The sequence below is a fragment of the Billgrantia kenyensis genome, from assembly GCF_013697085.1.
In the GTDB taxonomy this organism is placed as follows: domain Bacteria; phylum Pseudomonadota; class Gammaproteobacteria; order Pseudomonadales; family Halomonadaceae; genus Halomonas; species Halomonas kenyensis.
Genome location: NZ_JACEFT010000005.1, coordinates 107979 through 124732 on the forward strand (window position 1 = coordinate 107979; position 16754 = coordinate 124732).

Here is a 16754-nt window from a genome sequence, read left to right on the forward strand (position 1 = left end):
TGAATAATTTGCACCGCGCATGACGGCGTGGCCGTGAGGTTAATCGCCGGCCGAAAAATAGCATAGCAACTACGGAAGCTTTCGAAGTTTCGGTTGATGTGAGTCAAGCAATATTGCAGGCCTGTTTCGAGGCGCTGGCCGCTCCTGGTGGCGAATGCTAGGCTGCTACGCAAACGAGCGTTTCGGCAGCCCTCAAGCCGGCTCAGGTACAACCACGGAAGCGTCCATGCAGGAACGAGATTTCGATATCGTCATCGTGGGCGGCGGCGGCGCCGGATTGCGCGCCGCCATTGCCGCCGCTGAACAAGCCCGGAAGAACGGCACCCATCAGCGCATCGCCCTGCTCTCCAAGGTCTACCCCATGCGCTCGCACACGGTCGCCGCCGAAGGGGGAGCCGCGGCGGTAACCAGCGCCGAGGACAGCCTGCAGGCACACTTCGACGACACTGTGGCCGGCAGCGACTGGCTGGCCGAACAAGGCGTGGTCGACTACTTCGTGCACCATGCCCACCGCGAACTGGTTCAACTGGAGCGTTGGGGCTGCCCCTGGAGCCGCCAGCAGGACGGCAGCATTCAGGTGCGCCGCTTCGGCGGCATGAAGACGGCACGCACCTGGTTCGCCGCCGACAAGACCGGTTTTCACCTGCTGCATACGCTGTTCCAGACCTCGCTCAAGTATGCCGAGATCGAGCGGCTGGATGAGTACTTCGTGCTCGATATCGCCGTGCACGACGGGAGCGTGATCGGCGTGATTGCCCTGCAGGTCGCCAGCGGCGAGCTGACCCTGCTGCGCACCAAAGCCGTGGTACTCGCCACGGGCGGTGCCGGACGCCTGTTTCGCTTCAACACCAACGCCGGAATCGTCACCGGCGACGGCATGGCCATCGCCTACCGCCACGGCGTGGCGCTGCGCGACATGGAGTTCGTGCAGTACCATCCCACCGGCTTGCCGGGCTCGGGCATTCTGATCACTGAAGCGTGCCGAGGGGAAGGTGGCATTCTGCTCAACAAGGATGGCTACCGCTACCTGCAGGACTACGGCCTTGGCCCGGAAACCCCGCTGGGGCAGCCGCAGAACAAGTTCATGGAACTTGGCCCGCGGGACAAGCTGTCTCAGGCCTTCTGGCAGGAGCAACAGGCAGGCCGTACCGGCACCTTTGCCGGCAGCGACGTGGTCTATCTCGATCTTCGCCATCTCGGCGAGGCCGTGCTCAAGGAGCGACTACCCTTCATCTGCGAGCTGGCCAAGTCCTACATCAACGTCGACCCGGTGCGCGAGCCGATTCCGATTCGCCCGGCGGTGCACTACACCATGGGCGGTATCGAAACCGACGCCGAGTGCGAAACGCGGATCAAGGGGCTGTTCGCCGCCGGCGAGTGCGCCTCCGTGGGGCTGCACGGGGCCAACCGGCTCGGTTCCAACTCGCTCACCGAGCTGCTGGTGTTCGGGCGTCTGGCGGGCGAACGAGCCAGTCAGCAGGCCGCACAGCGCGACTTTGCCGACCCGCACCTGATACAGGAGCAGGCCCACAGACAGCAGAGGAGTCTGGCCACGCTGTGCCAGGGCAAGAGCGAGGAGAACTGGGTCGCCGTCAAGCGTGAGCTGATCCAGACCATGGAGAGCGGCTGCGGGATCTACCGCACCGAAGCAGGCATGCGAGCCGCCCTGGACAGCGTGCGCCGGCTCCGCGAGCGCTATCGCCAGGTGCGGGTCAACGACAAGAGCCGCATCTACAACACCGAGCTGCTCGAGTGCATCGAACTGGGCTTCGGTCTGGATATCGCCGAGGCAACCTGTCTCGGGGCCCTGGAGCGACGTGAATCCCGCGGTGCCCACCAGCGCCTCGACCAGGACATGCAGCAGCGTGACGATACACGCTTCCTCAAGCACAGCCTGGTCTTTCATCACGGCGACGCTACCGCGGAGCTGCAATGGCAGGACGTCGACGTGCGCTTCTCCGCGCCCGCCGAGCGTGTCTACGGCGAGGCTGGCAGCAACACCGAGGGTCAACGAGGAGCGCGTTCATGAGCACCAAGTCGATCCGTATCAAGCGCTATTTACCGGAGCAGGCGGAGGAAGCGTTCTGGCAACGCTACGAGGTGCCCGTCGATGACAGCACCTCGCTGCTCGATGCCCTTAACCACGTCAAGGAGGAACTGGACAGCAGCCTGAGTTACCGCTGGTCCTGCCGCATGGCGATCTGCGGCTCCTGCGGGGTGATGGTCAACGGCATTCCGAAGCTCGGCTGCAAGACCTTCCTGCGCGATTACCCGGACGAGGTTCGCATCGAGCCGCTGGCTCACTTCCCGGTTCGTCGCGACCTGATGGTCGACATGGAAATCTTTCTGGAACATCTGGCCGCCGTCAAACCCTGGTTGATCGACGAGGCTTCGAACGCAGCGGAACCCAACCGCCAGACGCCAGCCCAGTTGGCCCGTTACAAGCAGTTCGCCAACTGTATCAACTGCGGCCTGTGCTATTCCGCCTGCCCCCAGTTCGGGCTCAACCCCGAGTTCCTGGGGCCTGCGGCCATCGCCCTCGCCCATCGCTACAACCTCGACAGCCGCGACCACGGCAAGGCACAGCGCATGCCTGAGCTAAACCGACACGAGGGCGTGTGGAGCTGTACCTTCGTCGGCTTCTGTTCCGAAGTGTGTCCCAAGCACGTGGACCCGGCGGCAGCGGTGAATCAGGGCAAGGTCGAATCGGCCAAGCACACCCTGATTGCCCTGTTCAGGGGTTAGGAATGAGGTTAGGAGACGGTATGCACCCAAACGAACGATTGCCCCCGCTACCCCGCAGCTGGTGGCTCAAGCATCGCTATTTCATCGCCTACATGGTGAGAGAGGCAACGGTGCTTCCCTTGCTGTTCTTCGCCGTCTGCCTGCTGGCGGGATTGATCGCGCTGCTGCGGGGTGAGGCCAGTTGGATGAACTGGCTCGCCTTCATGGGCAGCGCTCCCGTGCTTCTGCTCAACGGGCTGGCCCTGGCAGCAAGCCTCTATCACGCCTGGACCTTCTTTCAGCTCTTCCCCCGCGTGATGCCGCTGCGCATCGCAGGACGCCCATTGCCCCATCAGGCCGTGGTGGCCGCACAGTGGGCCGGCGTGGCGGTCGTCACACTGATATCGCTGTGGTTGTTCATGGGAGGTGCACGATGAGCGACAAGCCGTCACGCCGACAGGCATTCGACGAGCCGCTGTGGTGGGGGCTGTTCAGTGCCGGCGGCGTCTGCTTCGCCGTGTTCGTGCCAGCCGCGATCCTGTGTCTGGCCCTGCTGGCACCGCTGGGAGTCGTTCCGCTCGATGCCGAGCGTGCACGATCAATGCTGTTCAGCCTGCCCGGCTTGCTATTCGTCGGCGCCGTGATCTGCCTGCCGCTGTTCCATGCCGCCCACCGCATCCGCCATGGCTGTTTCGACCTGCGCCTGGGGCACGACGGGGTCAACAAGTGGCTGACCTATGGCAGCGCCGCCTCGCTGAGCGCCGCTGCCTTGACGGGTGTGCTGATCGGTATGCTGATGTAGCGGTACGAAATACAGCCACGCTTAGAGCGTGTAGGTCGATGTACCCTTGCCCAGTTGCCCGGCCAGCAGCGTCTCGATACGGTCGCGTACGGCCTGGTCCTCGGGGCTGAAGTGAATGCCGATACCTGGGACCCGGCGCCCTGCCACGCCGTCGGGTGAAACCCACACCACCTGGCCCGTGACCGGAACCCGATCGCTTTCGCCGGGCAGGGTCAGCAACAGGTAGACCTCCTGGCCCAGCTCGTAGCGCTCACGGGTCGGAATGAAAATACCGCCCCGTTCGAGCAGCGGCATGTAGGCGGAGAGCAGGGTCTGCTCGTCCTGGATCGTCAGCGACAGGGCCTTCTGCGGTGCCATGTTGTCTCCTCCCTTCCCTGCCTCAAGAGCGCAGCAAGGTCGACCAGCGTACCAGCCAGGCCTCGAGGACCAGCTGTGGGTTGGGGTTGCCGCCCGCCGCCAACAGGCGACGCTGCTCGCGGGCGAAGTCCAGCAGCCGAAACCAGTCCTGCACCCTTGCGTTCTTTGCCGCCTGGCGATAAAGCGGCAGCAGATCGGGGTTGCGAACCTGGCCAGCCGCTCCCGAAAGTCCCAGGCGAATCAGGTCCTCGAGCCAGGCAATACCGTACCACAGTATCGCTTCCAGCGACTGGCGGTCGAGGCGGGCCGCCTCTGCCACCGGCTCGGCCCCGCGCACCAGGGCATCGAAGGTTTCATGCAGCTGCTTGCGCAGCGACCTGGCTTCGGGCGCGGCCAGTTCGACGGCAAGCAAGGGCAAGCCGCCCGAGACCTGGAACCAGAACTCGGCCTCTTCCCGGCTTCCCAGTGAGCTGGCCAACCACTCGATGCTCTGCTCGTGCTCGGGCAGCGGCAGGTTCCAGTGCTGACAGCGTGAGCGGATGGTAGCCAACATGCGCGAAGGGATATCCGCCAGCAGCAGGAACTGAGTGCGTGCGCCCGGCTCCTCCAGGCTCTTGAGCAGCGCATTGCCCGCCGCCACGTTCATTGCTTCGGCCGGCGAAAGCAGGATGACACGATGGCCACCCTGCTGAGCGGTCTGGCCAACGAAGGCGTTGACCTCACGAATCGGATCGATGCGAATCTGGCGCTTGCCCTCTTCCGGGGAGATGCGCAGCAAGTCGGGGTGGTAGCCGGAAGCCAGCATGCGACAGCCGTGGCACTCCCCGCAGGCTGTCTCCCCGGGATCGGCACACAGCAGGTAACCCAGCAACGCCTCCGCGAAGCGCTGCTTGCCGACGCCGTGGGGGCCTGACAGCAGCAGCGCATGGGGTAGTCTTCCGCTGGCATGCAGGGCCAGGAACTGGCGCCACAGCGGGGCCTGCCAGGGTAGTGGGGTCGCCGGAAAAGGCTCGTTCACCGCCATGCCCGCGTCCGCTCGTCGAGGCACGCCGTGAGCTGCGCCTGCACGTTGGCCAGCGGCGCATCGGCGTTGATGACCGCCACCCGCCGAGGCGCCGCGGCAGCGCGTGCCAGATAGGCTTGCCGAACCGCCTCGAAGAAGGCCAGGTGCTCTCTCTCGAAACGATCACGACTCTGCCCTCCGGCCGCCAGCCGGCCCTGAAGTCGCCGCTGCGCGGCCTCGACCGGCATATCGAGCAGCAGGGTCAGGTCGGGCTCGAGGCCGCACTGGACGAAACGTTCCAGCTCGCCGATGCGGCTGGCGTCGATGCCGCGGCCACCACCTTGATAGGCATAGGTGGCATCGGTGAAGCGATCACACAGCACCCAGGCACCGCGCTCCAACGCCGGGCGTATCCGCTGAGCCAGATGCTGGGCGCGGGCGGCAAATACCAGCAGCAGCTCGGTATCGCCATCGAGGGGCTCATCGCACTCCGTAGAGAGCAGCAGTTCCCGTATGGCCTCGGCCCTCGGCGTACCGCCCGGCTCACGGGTCCGAACCACCTCGATACCCTGCGACGTCAGCCAATCGGCCACCCACTCCAGGTTGGTCGATTTGCCCACGCCCTCCCCGCCTTCCAGGGTGATGAAGCGTCCTCGCTGTTGCATCCAGGCTCCTGTGCGTCCGGCCGCGCCCGCCTTCCACTCGGCGAGTGTCGCTCAACGGTTACGGATGTAGCGGTTCACGGCATTGTTGTGCTCGCGCAGTGTACGCGAGAAGTGATGAGTCCCGTCGCCGCGCGAAACGAAGTAGTAGGTATCACCGGGCAGCGGGTCGACCGCTGCCTCGAGCGAGGCACGCCCCGGCATGGCGATAGGCGTCGGCGGCAGACCGTTGATCACGTAGGTGTTGTAGGGCGTGGCTTCCTGCAGGTCCGCACGGGTGATGCGACCCTCATAGCGTTCGCCCATGCCGTAGATCACCGTGGGGTCGGTCTGCAGCCGCATGCCGGTTTGCATGCGACGCTTGAACACCCCGGCGATCTCGCGACGCTCCTCGGGGGCGCCGGTTTCGCGCTCGATCAACGAGGCCATGATCAGCGCCTCGTAGGGAGACTCGATGGTCAGGTCGTCGCTGCGCCCCTCCCACACTTCCTCCAGCACTCTTTCCATGCTAACCAGCGCCTGGCGCAGGATATCGAGGTCGCTCATGCCCTTGTGATAGCGATAAGTATCGGGAAAGAACCAACCTTCAGGGTGCCGCCCTTCACGATCCAGCAGCGCCATCACCTCTTCGTCACTGAGGCCTGCGGTCAGGTTCTCGAGCTTGGGGGCACTATCGATCCGCGCGCGCATCTGGCGGAAGGTCCATCCTTCAGGGATGGTGAGGGGATAGGTAACGACACGATCGCTGCCGAGCAACTCGATCAGCTCACGCCCGCTCATGCCCGGCTCGAGCATGTACTCGCCGGCCCTGAGCCGGGGGATCGCTTCCGGCTCGATTCGCGTCAGCAGGCGAAACGCCCATTCGTCGTCGATCAGGTCACGCGAGGCCAGGTCCGCGATCACTCGGTTGTAGCCTGCCCCTCGCGGCACTTCATAGAGGGTCTCTTCCTCCACCGCAATGGGTGCATCGAGCCGGGATTCCCAGTAGCGATAGCCGGCGAAGGCCGCCACGGCTGCCACGATGATCAGGAGGAACAGAAACTTCATCAAACGCAGCATACGCCTACCTCGTCACATGCTCTCTCTACGTACGCAACGTTACGCTGCGACAGTCAGCTCTTGGGTACCACCGGGTAGCCCAGCAGTTCATGAGCGATATCCTGCAACGCTCGATGCTCGCGCTTCAGCTGCCAGCGATACTGCAGGTTGCCTTCGGCATCATCCAGCCGTACCACCGGCCATAGCCCCTGGACGGAGTTACCCAGCCAGACGCACTCGGCTTCGGCGAGAACCTCGGTCCCCATGCTGACTTCCTCGATGCGCAACCGCTCCATCAGGGCATCTCGCAGGGTACCGGCAACGCCGCAGCGGTCCAGCCGCGGCGTTTCCCAACGTTCCTGGCGCCACCAGAACAGGTTCATGCTGGTGGCCTCGACCAGATCGCCCTGGCTATCGCAGAGCAACCCTTCGGCCACATCGGGGTCATTCCACTCGCTGCGCGCCAGCACGTTCTCGAGCCGGTTGAGATGCTTGAGCCCCGCCAAGGCTGGCTGAATACCCAGACGCAGCCGGCACAGCCGCACCTTGATCCCTCGCTCCCAGCGCACCGGCTGGGGCGCGAAGTGGGACAGCTGCCACAGCAGCCTGGGCTTGGCCGGGTACGGCGCCGCATAGCCTGGCCCGCCGCTGCCACGGGTCAGGATCAGCTTCAGCACCTTGAGCCCCGCGCCGGCCATGCCGGGCAGCCGGTCGAGCTCGGCGTCACTGGGGACGGGCAGGCCGAGAATCTCGGCCCCACGGCTCATGCGCGCCTTGTGTCGCGACCAGAGCAGCGGCGTCCCATCACGCACCAGCACGGTCTCGAAGAGACCGTCTCCATAGGCCAGGCCACGATCGTCGATCGGGACCCAGGCTTCGACTGGCCGACTCATGCCACTCGCTCAGTGCACCCGGGAGAAGACCAGCGTGCCGTTGGTACCACCGAAGCCGAACGAGTTGGACAATGCCACATCGATCTTCATTTCGCGCGCGGTATGCGGCACGTAATCCAGGTCACAGCCCTCCTGGGGATTGTCCAGGTTGATGGTGGGCGGCGCCACCTGATCACGGATGGCCAGAATGCTGAATACCGCCTCGACGGCCCCAGCAGCCCCCAGCAGGTGCCCGATCATGGACTTGGTGGAGCTCACTGCAACACTGTGTGCAGCCTCGCCCATCACTTTCTTGACCGCGCGGCTTTCGGCCAGGTCACCGGCCGGCGTCGAGGTGCCATGCGCGTTGATGTAGTGTACCGCCGAAGGGTCGAGGCGGGCATCGCGGATGGCGTTGCGCATGGAGAGCGCCGCGCCGCTGCCGTCCTCGGGCGGCGCGGTCATGTGGTAGGCGTCGTCGCTCATGCCGAACCCGGTCAATTCGGCGTAGATGTTCGCCCCGCGAGCCTTGGCGTGCTCATACTCCTCCAATACCAGGATGCCGGCACCGTCGGAGAGCACGAAACCGTCGCGGTCACGGTCCCAGGGACGGCTGGCGGCCTGGGGGTCGTCATTGCGCGTCGACAGGGCGCGAGCCGCAGAGAAGCCGCCTAGCCCCAGCGGGGTGGTGGCCATCTCGGCGCCGCCACAGATCATCACGTCGGCATCGCCATAGGCAATGGTGCGGGCACTGTAGCCGATGTTGTGGGTACCGGTGGTGCAGGCCGTGGTGATAGCGATGTTGGGGCCCTTGAAGCCGTACTGAATGGCCAGGTTGCCGGAGATCATGTTGATGATCGAGCCGGGCACGAAGAACGGCGAGACACGCCGTGCACCGCCCTTGTTGAGCGCATTGTGGTTCTGCTCGATCATCGGCAGCCCGCCGATGCCGGAGCCGATCGCCACACCGATGCGTTCGGCATTCTCCTCGCTGCACTCGATGCCGGCGTCACTGATGGCCTGCGCACCTGCTGCCACCCCATACTGGATGAACAGGTCCATCTTGCGCGCATCCTTGGGGTTCAGGTACGGACTGATGTCGAAGTTCTTCACCGAACCGCCGAAGCGGGTGTTGAAGCCGGTCGCATCGAAATGCTCGATGGAGGCGATACCGCTCTTGCCCGCCAGGATGTTCTCCCAGCTCTCCTCGACGGTAGTGCCCACTGGCGTGACCAGCCCGAGCCCGGTCACCACAACTCTACGAGCCATCAGTTTTCCTCCAGACAACCTTGATGACACGGCCCATCCGCAGGCCGCCATTGCGCGCATTATACCGGACATGCTCCTCGCTTGGGCAGCCATGGCCTTGCATAACGCAAAAAGCCGCCCTGTGACTCAGGACGGCTTTTCCAGGCCTTTCGACAGGCCTCACCTCAGCAAGCGGAGACGATTGCGCCCTTACTGATGGGCATTGACGTAATCGATGGCTTCCTGAACGGTAGTAATCTTCTCGGCTTCCTCATCGGGAATTTCGGTATCGAATTCCTCTTCGAGCGCCATGACCAGCTCAACGGTATCCAGGGAATCGGCGCCCAGGTCCTCGGTGAAGGAGGAGCTGTTCTGGATGTCCTCTTCCTTGACGTTCAGGCGCTCGGCAACAACCTTCTTCACGCGCTCTTCGATGGTGCTCATTATCTGTACTCCAGTCGTTCAAGTTAGCCGTTCAGATGACCAGCCGTTGGGTCCGCGAACTCAAGCTGCGGGTAGTTTATAGACGCCCCTCGGTCGGCGCAACCGCCGACCCGAGCGAGCTTCAACGCATATTCATGCCACCGTTGACCTGCAGCGTCTCGCCGGTAATGTAGCCGGCATTTGCGCTTGTCAGGAAACCGACGGCAGCAGCAATTTCCTCCGGCTCACCGAGGCGCGCCAGCGGAATCTGGGTCAGCAGCGCCTGATGCTGCTCTTCGGGCAGGGCCCGCGTCATGTCGGTGGCAATGAAGCCTGGCGCCACGGCATTGACGGTAATCGCCCGAGAGGCCACCTCACGGGCCAGGGCTCGCGTAAAGCCTTCCATGCCAGCCTTGGCGGCAGCATAGTTGGTCTGGCCGAGGTTGCCCATGGTCGCCACCACCGAACTGATATTGACGATGCGCCCGAAGCGAGCCCGGGTCATGCCGCGCAGGCATGCCTTGGTGACGCGATAGACAGACTTGAGATTGGTGTCGAGCACCGAATCCCACTCATCTTCTTTCATGCGCATCAACAGATTGTCGCGAGTGATGCCGGCATTGTTGACCAGGATGGTGGGCGCCCCGAACTCTTCGGTAACGGCCTTGACGAGAGCATCGACACTGGCCTGGTCGGTGACGTCCAGCGCCCGGCCACCCCCCTCGAGTCCATGGGCACGTAGATCTTCATCGATCCTTGCAGCCCCGGATTCGGTAGTAGCGGTACCGATCACCACATGCCCCTGCCGTCCCAGCTCGTGGGCAATGGCCCTGCCAATCCCGCGACTTGCACCGGTCACCAGGGCGATCCTGCGTTCGCTCGTCATAACCTATTCCCGCTCCAATGCTGTTTGATTCCGGGGGCTGAACGCCCCTCCTTGTCGTTGCCGCCGACCAAGCAGGTAATGCCCGCCGGACAAGGCTTACTGGCCAGCGGCTTCACGCGCCAGGCCAAGCGCCGCCTCCAGGCTATCAGGATCGTTGACGGCGAGCCCCTTGCTACCCTTTGCGATGCGCTTGCCAAGGCCGGTGAGAACCTTGCCGGGCCCGCACTCGATGAAGACCCTGGCCCCACCCGTCTCCATGGCTTCGACACAGGCGGTCCAGCGCACCGGCTGATAAAGCTGTTCGACCAGGCGCGTACGTAGCGTCTCGACGTCGGCGTGCGCCTGGGCATCGACGTTCTGGTAAACGGTATAGCGCGGCGGCCGCATCTCGAGCTCCGCCATCGCAGCCTGGAGCCGCTCGGCTGCCGGCCGCATCAGGGCACAGTGAGAAGGAACCGAGACCGGCAGCGGCATGGCACGCTTGGCTCCGGATTCCTGGCACAGGACAATGGCCCGCTCCACGGCACCCTTGCTGCCGGCTATCACCACCTGGCCCGGCGCATTGTAGTTTACCGCGGCCACTACCTCGTCCTGCGCGGCTTCCAGGCATGCCTTTTCAACGGTGGCATCATCGAGCCCCAGGATCGCAGCCATGCCGCCCTGTCCCATGGGCACAGCCTCCTGCATTGCCTCACCGCGCAGACGCACCAGGCGTACTCCATCGGCAAAGCCCATTACGCCAGCGCAAACCATGGCGCTGTACTCACCCAGGCTATGCCCCGCCATGGCACCGGGACGGGGGCCTTCGAGCTCCTGCCAGACGCGCCAGATGGCCACGCTGGCAGTCAGCAGCGCCGGCTGAGTACAGGCAGTGGCATTGAGCGACTCCTCAGGCCCTTCCTGAACCACTTTCCACAGGTCATAGCCCAGGGCATCGGCAGCTTCCTCGAACGTTGTCCGCACAACGCTGTAGCGTTCCGCCAGCTCCCGCAGCATACCTACCTGCTGGGAGCCTTGCCCGGGAAACACGAGGGCAAGGGGTTGAGTCATGTCATTCACCATTACTCTTGTTGAGTGCTGTCAATGCCGGCCGCCCAGCTCGAAGGCCAAGCGCTCGGGCAAGCCCCGACTGACCTCCTGCGCGGCCCGCAGCACGGCATAGGAGAAGCCGGTGGCATCGGCACTGCCGTGGCTCTTGATCACGATGCCGTCGAGTCCGAGCAGGCTGGCGCCATTGTAGCGCACCGGATCGAGCTCGCCTTTCAACCGAAGCAGCGCCGGCCTCGCCAGCATGCCGACCAACCGACTCCCCCAGTGCGACTCGAAGGTCGCCTGGACTCGCTCGATCAGCATGCGCGCCAAGCCCTCGCTGGCCTTCAGCACCGCGTTGCCGACGAAGCCGTCACACACCACCACGTCAGCGGATCCGGCGAAGATGCCATCACCCTCGACGAAGCCGGTATAGTTCATCGAGCCCATTTGAGCCAGCAATGCATCCGCCTCACGCACCGTCTCGCTGCCCTTGGTTCCCTCGCTACCCACGTTGAGCAGCGCCACACGCGGAGAAGAGAGGCCATCGACGTGTCGCGCCATCACCTCCCCCATGCGGGCGAAGTCCACCAGCCGGCTGGCGCTGGCATCAACGTTGGCGCCCAGATCCAGCAGATAGCAGCGACCATCGCCGCGGGTGGGGATCGCGGTACAGATCGCCGGACGCGGGATGCTCGCCACCGTGCCGAGCGCACGTCGCGCCAAGGCCATCAGCGCCCCCGTATTGCCCGCACTGACGCCAGCCGCAGCGCCATTATCGGCCACGTGATCCAGCATCAATGCCATGCTCGTCTGTCCACCTCGTCTCAATGCGTCGGACGGCCGCTGATCCTGACGGATCAAGCCTGGCGCATGATGGACCGACAGATGCGAACCGGCCGCGGCGAGACGCCGCGGCAGGTTCTCGAGCTCGACTGAAAGCTGGTCAACCGGGCCGAACAGGTCGATGGCCAACCCCGGCCATGCCAATACGGCAGCAGCTGCGCCATGAACGGCGGCAGCAGGACCGGCGTCCCCGCCCAGCGTATCGATGGCTATCCGCACGTTCAGGTGCCGATGGTCATCGAAGCGGGTCGGCTCAGGCGTCGACTACCTTACGACCGCGATAGAAGCCGTCGGGAGAGACGTGGTGACGCAGATGAGTCGTGCCGGTCTCCTTGTCCTGGGACAGGGTCGGTGCGCTGAGCGCATCGTGGCTGCGACGCATGCCGCGCTTGGAACGAGTCTTACGGTTCTGTTGAACTGCCATGGGTGTCACTCCGAAGTGAGACGATAAACAATCAGGATTTTCCCTTCAGGTGTCGTAGCACCTCGAAAGGACTCGCGGGAGCAGGCTCGTCAGATTCAGCCTCCTCGCCGCTGCTCAGCTGGTCGCGCGAGACACGGCAATGTGCCTCGTCGTGGTAAACCACCTGGGGCAGACTGAGGATCAATTCATCCTCGATCACCTCCAGCAGGTTCAGCTGTTCGTTTTCCACCAGCACCGGCTCGTGGGTACTCGGCAGCTCTGCCGCCAGTGCATCGCTCGTGACCATGCCCAGCAGGAACTCGCTCTCGACATGCTGAGCCATCGGCTCGAGACAACGCCGGCAGGGAAGCTGCAGTTCGGCGGCAAGACGGCCGCGAATCTCACGGCGGCCCTGGGCGTCGACACCGAAATCCAGCCACACCTGGCAGTCGCCAGTCTGCAGCCCGACCTGAGCGGACAGGCGATCGAACTGATCGAGCGCAATCAGGCCGGCAAGGGATTCGGCGCGAGCGGCAAGCCGATAGGGCTCGACCCTGTTGGGAAGTCGTGAGGTCAACATAGGCGCGCAATGATAGGCACTCGCCCTCCCCCTGTCAAAGCCGCTATGTCAGCAAGTTATAATATCTCTGATGGAACTTGCGCAGGACTCTCACTTCTTCCCCTTCAGGAGCGCATCATGCCTCGACTCGTCCTCGCCTCCGGCTCGCACTGGCGGCGCCAACTCCTCGACCGACTCGGCATCCCCTACACCTGGGTCAGCCCCGATATCGACGAGACACCCGTGGAGGGTGAATCCCCCCAGGCGCTGGTGCACCGCCTGGCCCTGGCCAAGGCCAGCCGTGTCGCCGACGACCACCCCGACCACTTGATCGTGGGCTCGGATCAGGTAGCGGTTTTCGAGGGCGACATCCTGGGCAAGCCGGGTGACGCGGCAACGGCCCGGGCCCAGCTGGCACGCTTCTCGGGGCGCCGCGTGAGCTTCCTGACCGGCCTGGCGCTGATTGACACCGCCAGCGGCCGCCACTGGGTATGCCACGAGCGCTATGACGTGGTCTTTCGCCAGCTTCGCGACGACGAAATCTCCCGCTACGTGCAACGCGAGCAGCCGCTTGACAGCGCCGGAAGCTTTCGCATGGAAGGGCTCGGCATCACCCTCTTCGAGAAACTCGAGGGCGATGACCCCAATGCGCTGATCGGCCTGCCACTGATTCGTCTTTGCGCCCTGCTGCGCGAGGCGGGCCTCGACCCGCTGTGCGATCAGGGCAGCTGGTAGCGCACTGGCGACTGGCCGACGCCCACCCCCATCCACTCCGCGGCAACACGGCCAAACTGGCGCGTCAGGCGTTCGAAGGGATCCAGCCGCGGTGTGTAGTCGTGCAGGCGCACCTCACCGAACAGCTCCCGGCTCAGCTCGTCGAGGCTGCTGATGCCATCGACCAGGCCCAGCTCGAGCGCCTGCTCGCCGCTCCAGACCAGGCCGCTGAAAATTCGCTCGTCCTCGGTCAGGCGATCGCCACGCCCCAGGCGAACGGCTTCGACGAACTGCCCATGGGTCGTGTCCATTACCGTCTGCCAGAATTCACGCTGCTCTGGCCGCACCTGGGAAAACGGATCGAGGAAGCCCTTGTGCTCGCCGCTGACGAAGACGCGGCGCTCGATCCCCAAGTTGTCGATGGCCTCCTCGAAGCCGAAGCTGGCGAAGATGACGCCGATCGAGCCCACCAGGCTCGACGGTGCCGCGACGATTTCGTCGGCCGCCGCCGCCATGTAGTAAGCGCCGCTGGCGCCGACATCCTCGATCACGGCGATCACCGGCTTGTCGCCCTCCTCGCGCAGGCGCATGATCTCGGCATAGACGCGCTGCGACTGCACCGGACTGCCCCCAGGGCTGTCGATATGCAGCACCACCGCGGCGGCAGTGCGCGATTCCCAGGCGCGGTTGAGCCCCTCGATGATGCGCTCGGCGCTGGCGGGTGACTCGCTGTCGATCACGCCGCGCACGGTGACCACGCCCAGATGCTGACGCTCCGGCGTGCGATCGGTATCGACGAACATGGAATAGAAGAAACTGCCCAGGAAGGCCAGCAGCAGGACCAGGAAGAGCAGGCGGAAGAAGATCTTCCAGCGCCGCGTACGGCGCTGCTCGACCATTACGCTGCCAATCCAGCGGTCGAGCATTTCCTGCTGCGCCAGGCGCTGCCGCTCGCGCAGGGCCTCGGCACTCTCGGGTGGCGGCGCGGGCTTCTCGCTCTTCTCGCGCCGCACTTCCCGGGCCTGTTCGGGGGTCAGCTCCGGCCCCTCGGTCCAACGGTCGTCGCGCCCCTCGGCCTCATCGCCAGCTTCGCGCTTGTCGTCCTGTCGCTTGTCGTCGCTCATCGGCTCGTTTTCCCTCTCGCCTGCTATCGATTCAACCAGTCGAACAACTCCGCCACCGCCCCGGCAGTATAGACGGGGCGGCTGGGCACCAATCGCTCGGGGGCGTGCACCCCCCAGGTCACCGCCACCCGGTCCATACCCAGGGCACGGGCCATCTCCAGATCGTACTCGGTATCCCCCACCATCACCGCCTCCTCGACCGGCACGTCGAGCTCGACCAGCAGCTCCTCGAGCATCTGGGGATGGGGCTTGGAGCGGGTCTCGTCGGCAGTGCGGCTAGCATCGAACCAGCCACCGCTGCCACTTTCGCGAAACACCCGGTCGAGCCCCCGGCGACTCTTGCCTGTCGCCACCGCCAGACGTCGCTCCTCTTGTGCCTTGAGCATCGCGATGCCCGCCTCGACACCCGAGAAGAATGGCATCGGGATGCGGCTGCCCTCGACGAAATGGTAGGCGTATCGACTGCGCAGCAGCTCGAAACGTTCGGCGTCTATACCCGGGCAGAGCCGGTCGATGGCCTCGGGCAGGCCCAGCCCGATGATGTCCCGTACCGCAGCTTCCTCAAGATGCCCCCAGCCGGCATCGTGGGAGGCGGCCTGCATGCAGGCGACGATACGGGAAACGGAATCCATCAGGGTGCCGTCCCAGTCGAAAATTACCAGTCGGTAGCGCATGGAGGCTCCGGTCGAAAAGTTGGATGAGTCGGCGAGGATGACTCAGCGCGTCTCCCGCGCACGCACGAGCACTGCCTCGAGCTCGTCAGGCAGCGGCGCACGAATCTGCACCGGACGCCCACTACTCGGCTCAGGGAAAGTCAGCGACTCGGCGTGCAGGAACAGGCGCGACAGTCCCAGCCGCCTTGCCAGCGCCTCTCCCTCGCGGGAGCCGTACTTGTCATCCCCGAGCAGTGGGTGACCGGCATGGGCGGCATGCACCCGAATCTGATGGGTCCGCCCTGTGACCGGCTCGGCTTCGACCAGCGTCGCCCTGGGGAGTGCCTCGCGGGTGGCAAAGCGCGTGCGTGCCACCTTGCCGGATGCGTCCACCCTCACCCGCCGCTCGCCGTTTCCGGCATCGAAGCGGTCCAGGCGCGCACTGACGAACTCGCGGCGCGCGGGCCAACGTCCGGCCACCAGTGCCAGGTAACGCTTGTCCATCCGCTGCTGCTTGAGCGCCTCATTGAGTGAGAGCAGCGCTGGACGCGACTTGGCCAGCAGCAGGCAACCCGAGGTATCGCGATCGAGACGGTGCACCAGCTCGAGAAAGTCGAGATCTTCCCGGACCTGACGCAGCGCCTCGATCAGACCGATCTTGACCCCGCTACCGCCATGCACGGGCAGGCCCGCCGGCTTGTTCATCACCAGCCAGCCTGGCCCCTCCACCAGCACGCTGCCGGCCAGCAGGTTGCGCAGGTTGTCGCTGACCTGCTTCACCGCCTCGCGGGGTGCCAACCTGAGCGGCGGTATACGCACCATGTCGCCCACCTGCAGACGATAGTCTGCCTTCACGCGCTTCTTGTTGACCCTTACCTCGCCCTTGCGCACGATGCGATAGACCAGCGTGCGAGGCACCCCTTTCAAGCGTGTGATCAGGAAGTTGTCGACCCGCTGACCCGACTGGCCTTCGGCCACTTCCACCCACTGCACGTCGCGACCTTCGGCCATGACACTCCTGCTGAAAAATCTGTTGTGAGGCAGCATTCTAACGCACTCGACGACGCGCTGCGCCAATTGCTGCGCATTGTCATTACTGCTATATTGCCAGCTCGCTCGGATGGATCCCTTCGGTCCCATGGCGCCTGCACGACAGACACGCAGGCCGGAGCGACGAAATCGGGCCGCGACGACCCGGGATACGGGTCCCGCCGCCGACGAGTGATAGATGCAAGAACTTGACAAGTAAGTAGTGACGCCACGCCCGGACCCGACTCGCGACAGCAGCAGGCGAGCGGTGGCCACGGGAATCGTTCAACATCGTGCCGGTGGCCGGCGTTGGCGAATCGATGAATGCCAGGTGTCTGGCGGTGACCGCAGGGCCGGATGGGAGTAGCCCCACCGAGACATG

At 64.6% G+C, this 16754-nt stretch carries 20 protein-coding genes; 5 read left to right on the forward strand and 15 right to left on the reverse strand.

What is annotated here, in order from left to right; translation table 11 throughout:
* Window positions 1-226: 226 nt before the first annotated feature.
* Genes frdA through frdD form a run of 4 tightly spaced genes read left to right on the forward strand, consistent with a single transcriptional unit; the run spans window position 227 to window position 3526 of the window.
* A complete protein-coding gene (gene frdA / locus H1D44_RS06710) occupies window positions 227-2029 on the forward strand; it encodes a fumarate reductase (quinol) flavoprotein subunit (RefSeq protein WP_181514070.1) in 1803 nt (600 codons plus the stop codon).
* On the forward strand, window positions 2026-2745 hold the full coding sequence (locus H1D44_RS06715) for a succinate dehydrogenase/fumarate reductase iron-sulfur subunit (RefSeq protein WP_181514071.1): 720 nt from the start codon (window positions 2026-2028) through the stop codon (window positions 2743-2745). Before frdA ends, H1D44_RS06715 begins: the two co-directional genes overlap by 4 nt.
* Before the next feature lie 20 nt (window positions 2746-2765).
* Window positions 2766-3161 carry a succinate dehydrogenase/fumarate reductase transmembrane subunit gene (locus H1D44_RS06720; protein ID WP_181514072.1) on the forward strand — a complete coding sequence of 132 codons (396 nt, stop codon included), beginning with the start codon at window positions 2766-2768 and terminating at the stop codon, window positions 3159-3161.
* Window positions 3158-3526, forward strand: coding sequence for a fumarate reductase subunit FrdD (gene frdD, locus H1D44_RS06725; protein ID WP_181514073.1), 369 nt, complete (start codon window positions 3158-3160; stop codon window positions 3524-3526). The genes H1D44_RS06720 and frdD overlap by 4 nt, the downstream gene beginning before the upstream one ends.
* A gap of 21 nt (window positions 3527-3547) precedes the next feature.
* On the opposite strand, the gene H1D44_RS06730 is transcribed toward frdD, so the two are convergent.
* From H1D44_RS06730 to H1D44_RS06785, 12 genes are all read right to left on the reverse strand, one after another.
* Window positions 3548-3883: a PilZ domain-containing protein gene (locus H1D44_RS06730; protein ID WP_181514074.1), complete on the reverse strand. Its 336-nt coding sequence runs from the start codon at window positions 3881-3883 to the stop codon at window positions 3548-3550.
* 22 nt (window positions 3884-3905) lie between these two features.
* Window positions 3906-4907: a DNA polymerase III subunit delta' gene (locus H1D44_RS06735; RefSeq protein ID WP_181514075.1), complete on the reverse strand. Its 1002-nt coding sequence runs from the start codon at window positions 4905-4907 to the stop codon at window positions 3906-3908.
* Window positions 4898-5551 (reverse strand): dTMP kinase, encoded by a 654-nt coding sequence (tmk, locus tag H1D44_RS06740; protein WP_181514076.1) that lies wholly within the window; start codon window positions 5549-5551, stop codon window positions 4898-4900. Before tmk ends, H1D44_RS06735 begins: the two co-directional genes overlap by 10 nt.
* Window positions 5552-5602: 51 nt before the next feature.
* On the reverse strand, window positions 5603-6607 hold the full coding sequence (mltG, locus tag H1D44_RS06745) for an endolytic transglycosylase MltG (protein ID WP_181514077.1): 1005 nt from the start codon (window positions 6605-6607) through the stop codon (window positions 5603-5605).
* Between the two features lie 53 nt (window positions 6608-6660).
* Complete coding sequence (gene pabC, locus H1D44_RS06750; protein WP_181514078.1) at window positions 6661-7479, reverse strand: aminodeoxychorismate lyase; 819 nt, start codon at window positions 7477-7479, stop codon at window positions 6661-6663.
* Between the two features lie 9 nt (window positions 7480-7488).
* Window positions 7489-8730: a beta-ketoacyl-ACP synthase II gene (fabF, locus tag H1D44_RS06755; RefSeq protein WP_422671655.1), complete on the reverse strand. Its 1242-nt coding sequence runs from the start codon at window positions 8728-8730 to the stop codon at window positions 7489-7491.
* Between the two features lie 186 nt (window positions 8731-8916).
* Window positions 8917-9150, reverse strand: coding sequence for an acyl carrier protein (acpP, locus tag H1D44_RS06760; protein ID WP_008956801.1), 234 nt, complete (start codon window positions 9148-9150; stop codon window positions 8917-8919).
* A gap of 121 nt (window positions 9151-9271) precedes the next feature.
* A complete protein-coding gene (fabG, locus tag H1D44_RS06765) occupies window positions 9272-10015 on the reverse strand; it encodes a 3-oxoacyl-ACP reductase FabG (RefSeq protein ID WP_181514080.1) in 744 nt (247 codons plus the stop codon).
* A 96-nt stretch (window positions 10016-10111) separates the two neighbouring features.
* Complete coding sequence (fabD, locus tag H1D44_RS06770) at window positions 10112-11065, reverse strand: ACP S-malonyltransferase (RefSeq protein WP_181514081.1); 954 nt, start codon at window positions 11063-11065, stop codon at window positions 10112-10114.
* Window positions 11066-11095: 30 nt separating this feature from the next.
* The gene (gene plsX, locus H1D44_RS06775) at window positions 11096-12109 is read right to left on the reverse strand and encodes a phosphate acyltransferase PlsX (RefSeq protein WP_181514082.1); all 1014 of its coding nucleotides are present in this window, start codon (window positions 12107-12109) and stop codon (window positions 11096-11098) included.
* Window positions 12110-12143: 34 nt separating this feature from the next.
* Complete coding sequence (gene rpmF / locus H1D44_RS06780; protein ID WP_021820795.1) at window positions 12144-12314, reverse strand: 50S ribosomal protein L32; 171 nt, start codon at window positions 12312-12314, stop codon at window positions 12144-12146.
* 31 nt (window positions 12315-12345) lie between these two features.
* Complete coding sequence (locus tag H1D44_RS06785) at window positions 12346-12873, reverse strand: YceD family protein (protein WP_181514083.1); 528 nt, start codon at window positions 12871-12873, stop codon at window positions 12346-12348.
* 117 nt (window positions 12874-12990) lie between these two features.
* On the opposite strand from H1D44_RS06785, the gene H1D44_RS06790 reads away from it, so the two are divergent.
* A complete protein-coding gene (locus H1D44_RS06790; protein WP_181514084.1) occupies window positions 12991-13587 on the forward strand; it encodes a Maf family protein in 597 nt (198 codons plus the stop codon).
* Here the strand turns inward: H1D44_RS06790 and sppA are convergent.
* The 3 genes from sppA to H1D44_RS06805 are packed head-to-tail and all read right to left on the reverse strand — an operon-like array spanning window position 13572 to window position 16354.
* Entirely contained in the window at window positions 13572-14690 is a 1119-nt protein-coding gene (gene sppA, locus H1D44_RS06795; protein ID WP_181514085.1) for a signal peptide peptidase SppA, read from the reverse strand. The two genes, H1D44_RS06790 and sppA, sit on opposite strands and share 16 nt — an antisense overlap.
* A 23-nt stretch (window positions 14691-14713) precedes the next feature.
* On the reverse strand, window positions 14714-15364 hold the full coding sequence (locus H1D44_RS06800; protein ID WP_181514086.1) for an HAD-IA family hydrolase: 651 nt from the start codon (window positions 15362-15364) through the stop codon (window positions 14714-14716).
* A gap of 42 nt (window positions 15365-15406) precedes the next feature.
* A complete protein-coding gene (locus H1D44_RS06805) occupies window positions 15407-16354 on the reverse strand; it encodes an RluA family pseudouridine synthase (protein ID WP_181514087.1) in 948 nt (315 codons plus the stop codon).
* Between the last annotated feature and the right edge of the window lie 400 nt (window positions 16355-16754).

Excerpts from the sequence above, each read along its gene's own strand:
- frdA (WP_181514070.1), top strand. The coding sequence starts at position 227 with ATGCAGGAACGAGATTTCGATATCGTCATCGTGGGCGGCGGCGGCGCC.
- H1D44_RS06715 (WP_181514071.1), top strand. The coding sequence starts at position 2,026 with ATGAGCACCAAGTCGATCCGTATCAAGCGCTATTTACCGGAGCAGGCG.
- H1D44_RS06720 (WP_181514072.1), top strand. The coding sequence starts at position 2,766 with ATGCACCCAAACGAACGATTGCCCCCGCTACCCCGCAGCTGGTGGCTC.
- frdD (WP_181514073.1), top strand. The coding sequence starts at position 3,158 with ATGAGCGACAAGCCGTCACGCCGACAGGCATTCGACGAGCCGCTGTGG.
- H1D44_RS06730 (WP_181514074.1), bottom strand. The coding sequence starts at position 3,883 with ATGGCACCGCAGAAGGCCCTGTCGCTGACGATCCAGGACGAGCAGACC.
- H1D44_RS06735 (WP_181514075.1), bottom strand. The coding sequence starts at position 4,907 with ATGGCGGTGAACGAGCCTTTTCCGGCGACCCCACTACCCTGGCAGGCC.
- tmk (WP_181514076.1), bottom strand. The coding sequence starts at position 5,551 with ATGCAACAGCGAGGACGCTTCATCACCCTGGAAGGCGGGGAGGGCGTG.
- mltG (WP_181514077.1), bottom strand. The coding sequence starts at position 6,607 with ATGCTGCGTTTGATGAAGTTTCTGTTCCTCCTGATCATCGTGGCAGCC.
- pabC (WP_181514078.1), bottom strand. The coding sequence starts at position 7,479 with ATGAGTCGGCCAGTCGAAGCCTGGGTCCCGATCGACGATCGTGGCCTG.
- acpP (WP_008956801.1), bottom strand. The coding sequence starts at position 9,150 with ATGAGCACCATCGAAGAGCGCGTGAAGAAGGTTGTTGCCGAGCGCCTG.
- fabG (WP_181514080.1), bottom strand. The coding sequence starts at position 10,015 with ATGACGAGCGAACGCAGGATCGCCCTGGTGACCGGTGCAAGTCGCGGG.
- fabD (WP_181514081.1), bottom strand. The coding sequence starts at position 11,065 with ATGACTCAACCCCTTGCCCTCGTGTTTCCCGGGCAAGGCTCCCAGCAG.
- rpmF (WP_021820795.1), bottom strand. The coding sequence starts at position 12,314 with ATGGCAGTTCAACAGAACCGTAAGACTCGTTCCAAGCGCGGCATGCGT.
- H1D44_RS06785 (WP_181514083.1), bottom strand. The coding sequence starts at position 12,873 with ATGTTGACCTCACGACTTCCCAACAGGGTCGAGCCCTATCGGCTTGCC.
- H1D44_RS06790 (WP_181514084.1), top strand. The coding sequence starts at position 12,991 with ATGCCTCGACTCGTCCTCGCCTCCGGCTCGCACTGGCGGCGCCAACTC.
- sppA (WP_181514085.1), bottom strand. The coding sequence starts at position 14,690 with ATGAGCGACGACAAGCGACAGGACGACAAGCGCGAAGCTGGCGATGAG.
- H1D44_RS06800 (WP_181514086.1), bottom strand. The coding sequence starts at position 15,364 with ATGCGCTACCGACTGGTAATTTTCGACTGGGACGGCACCCTGATGGAT.
- H1D44_RS06805 (WP_181514087.1), bottom strand. The coding sequence starts at position 16,354 with ATGGCCGAAGGTCGCGACGTGCAGTGGGTGGAAGTGGCCGAAGGCCAG.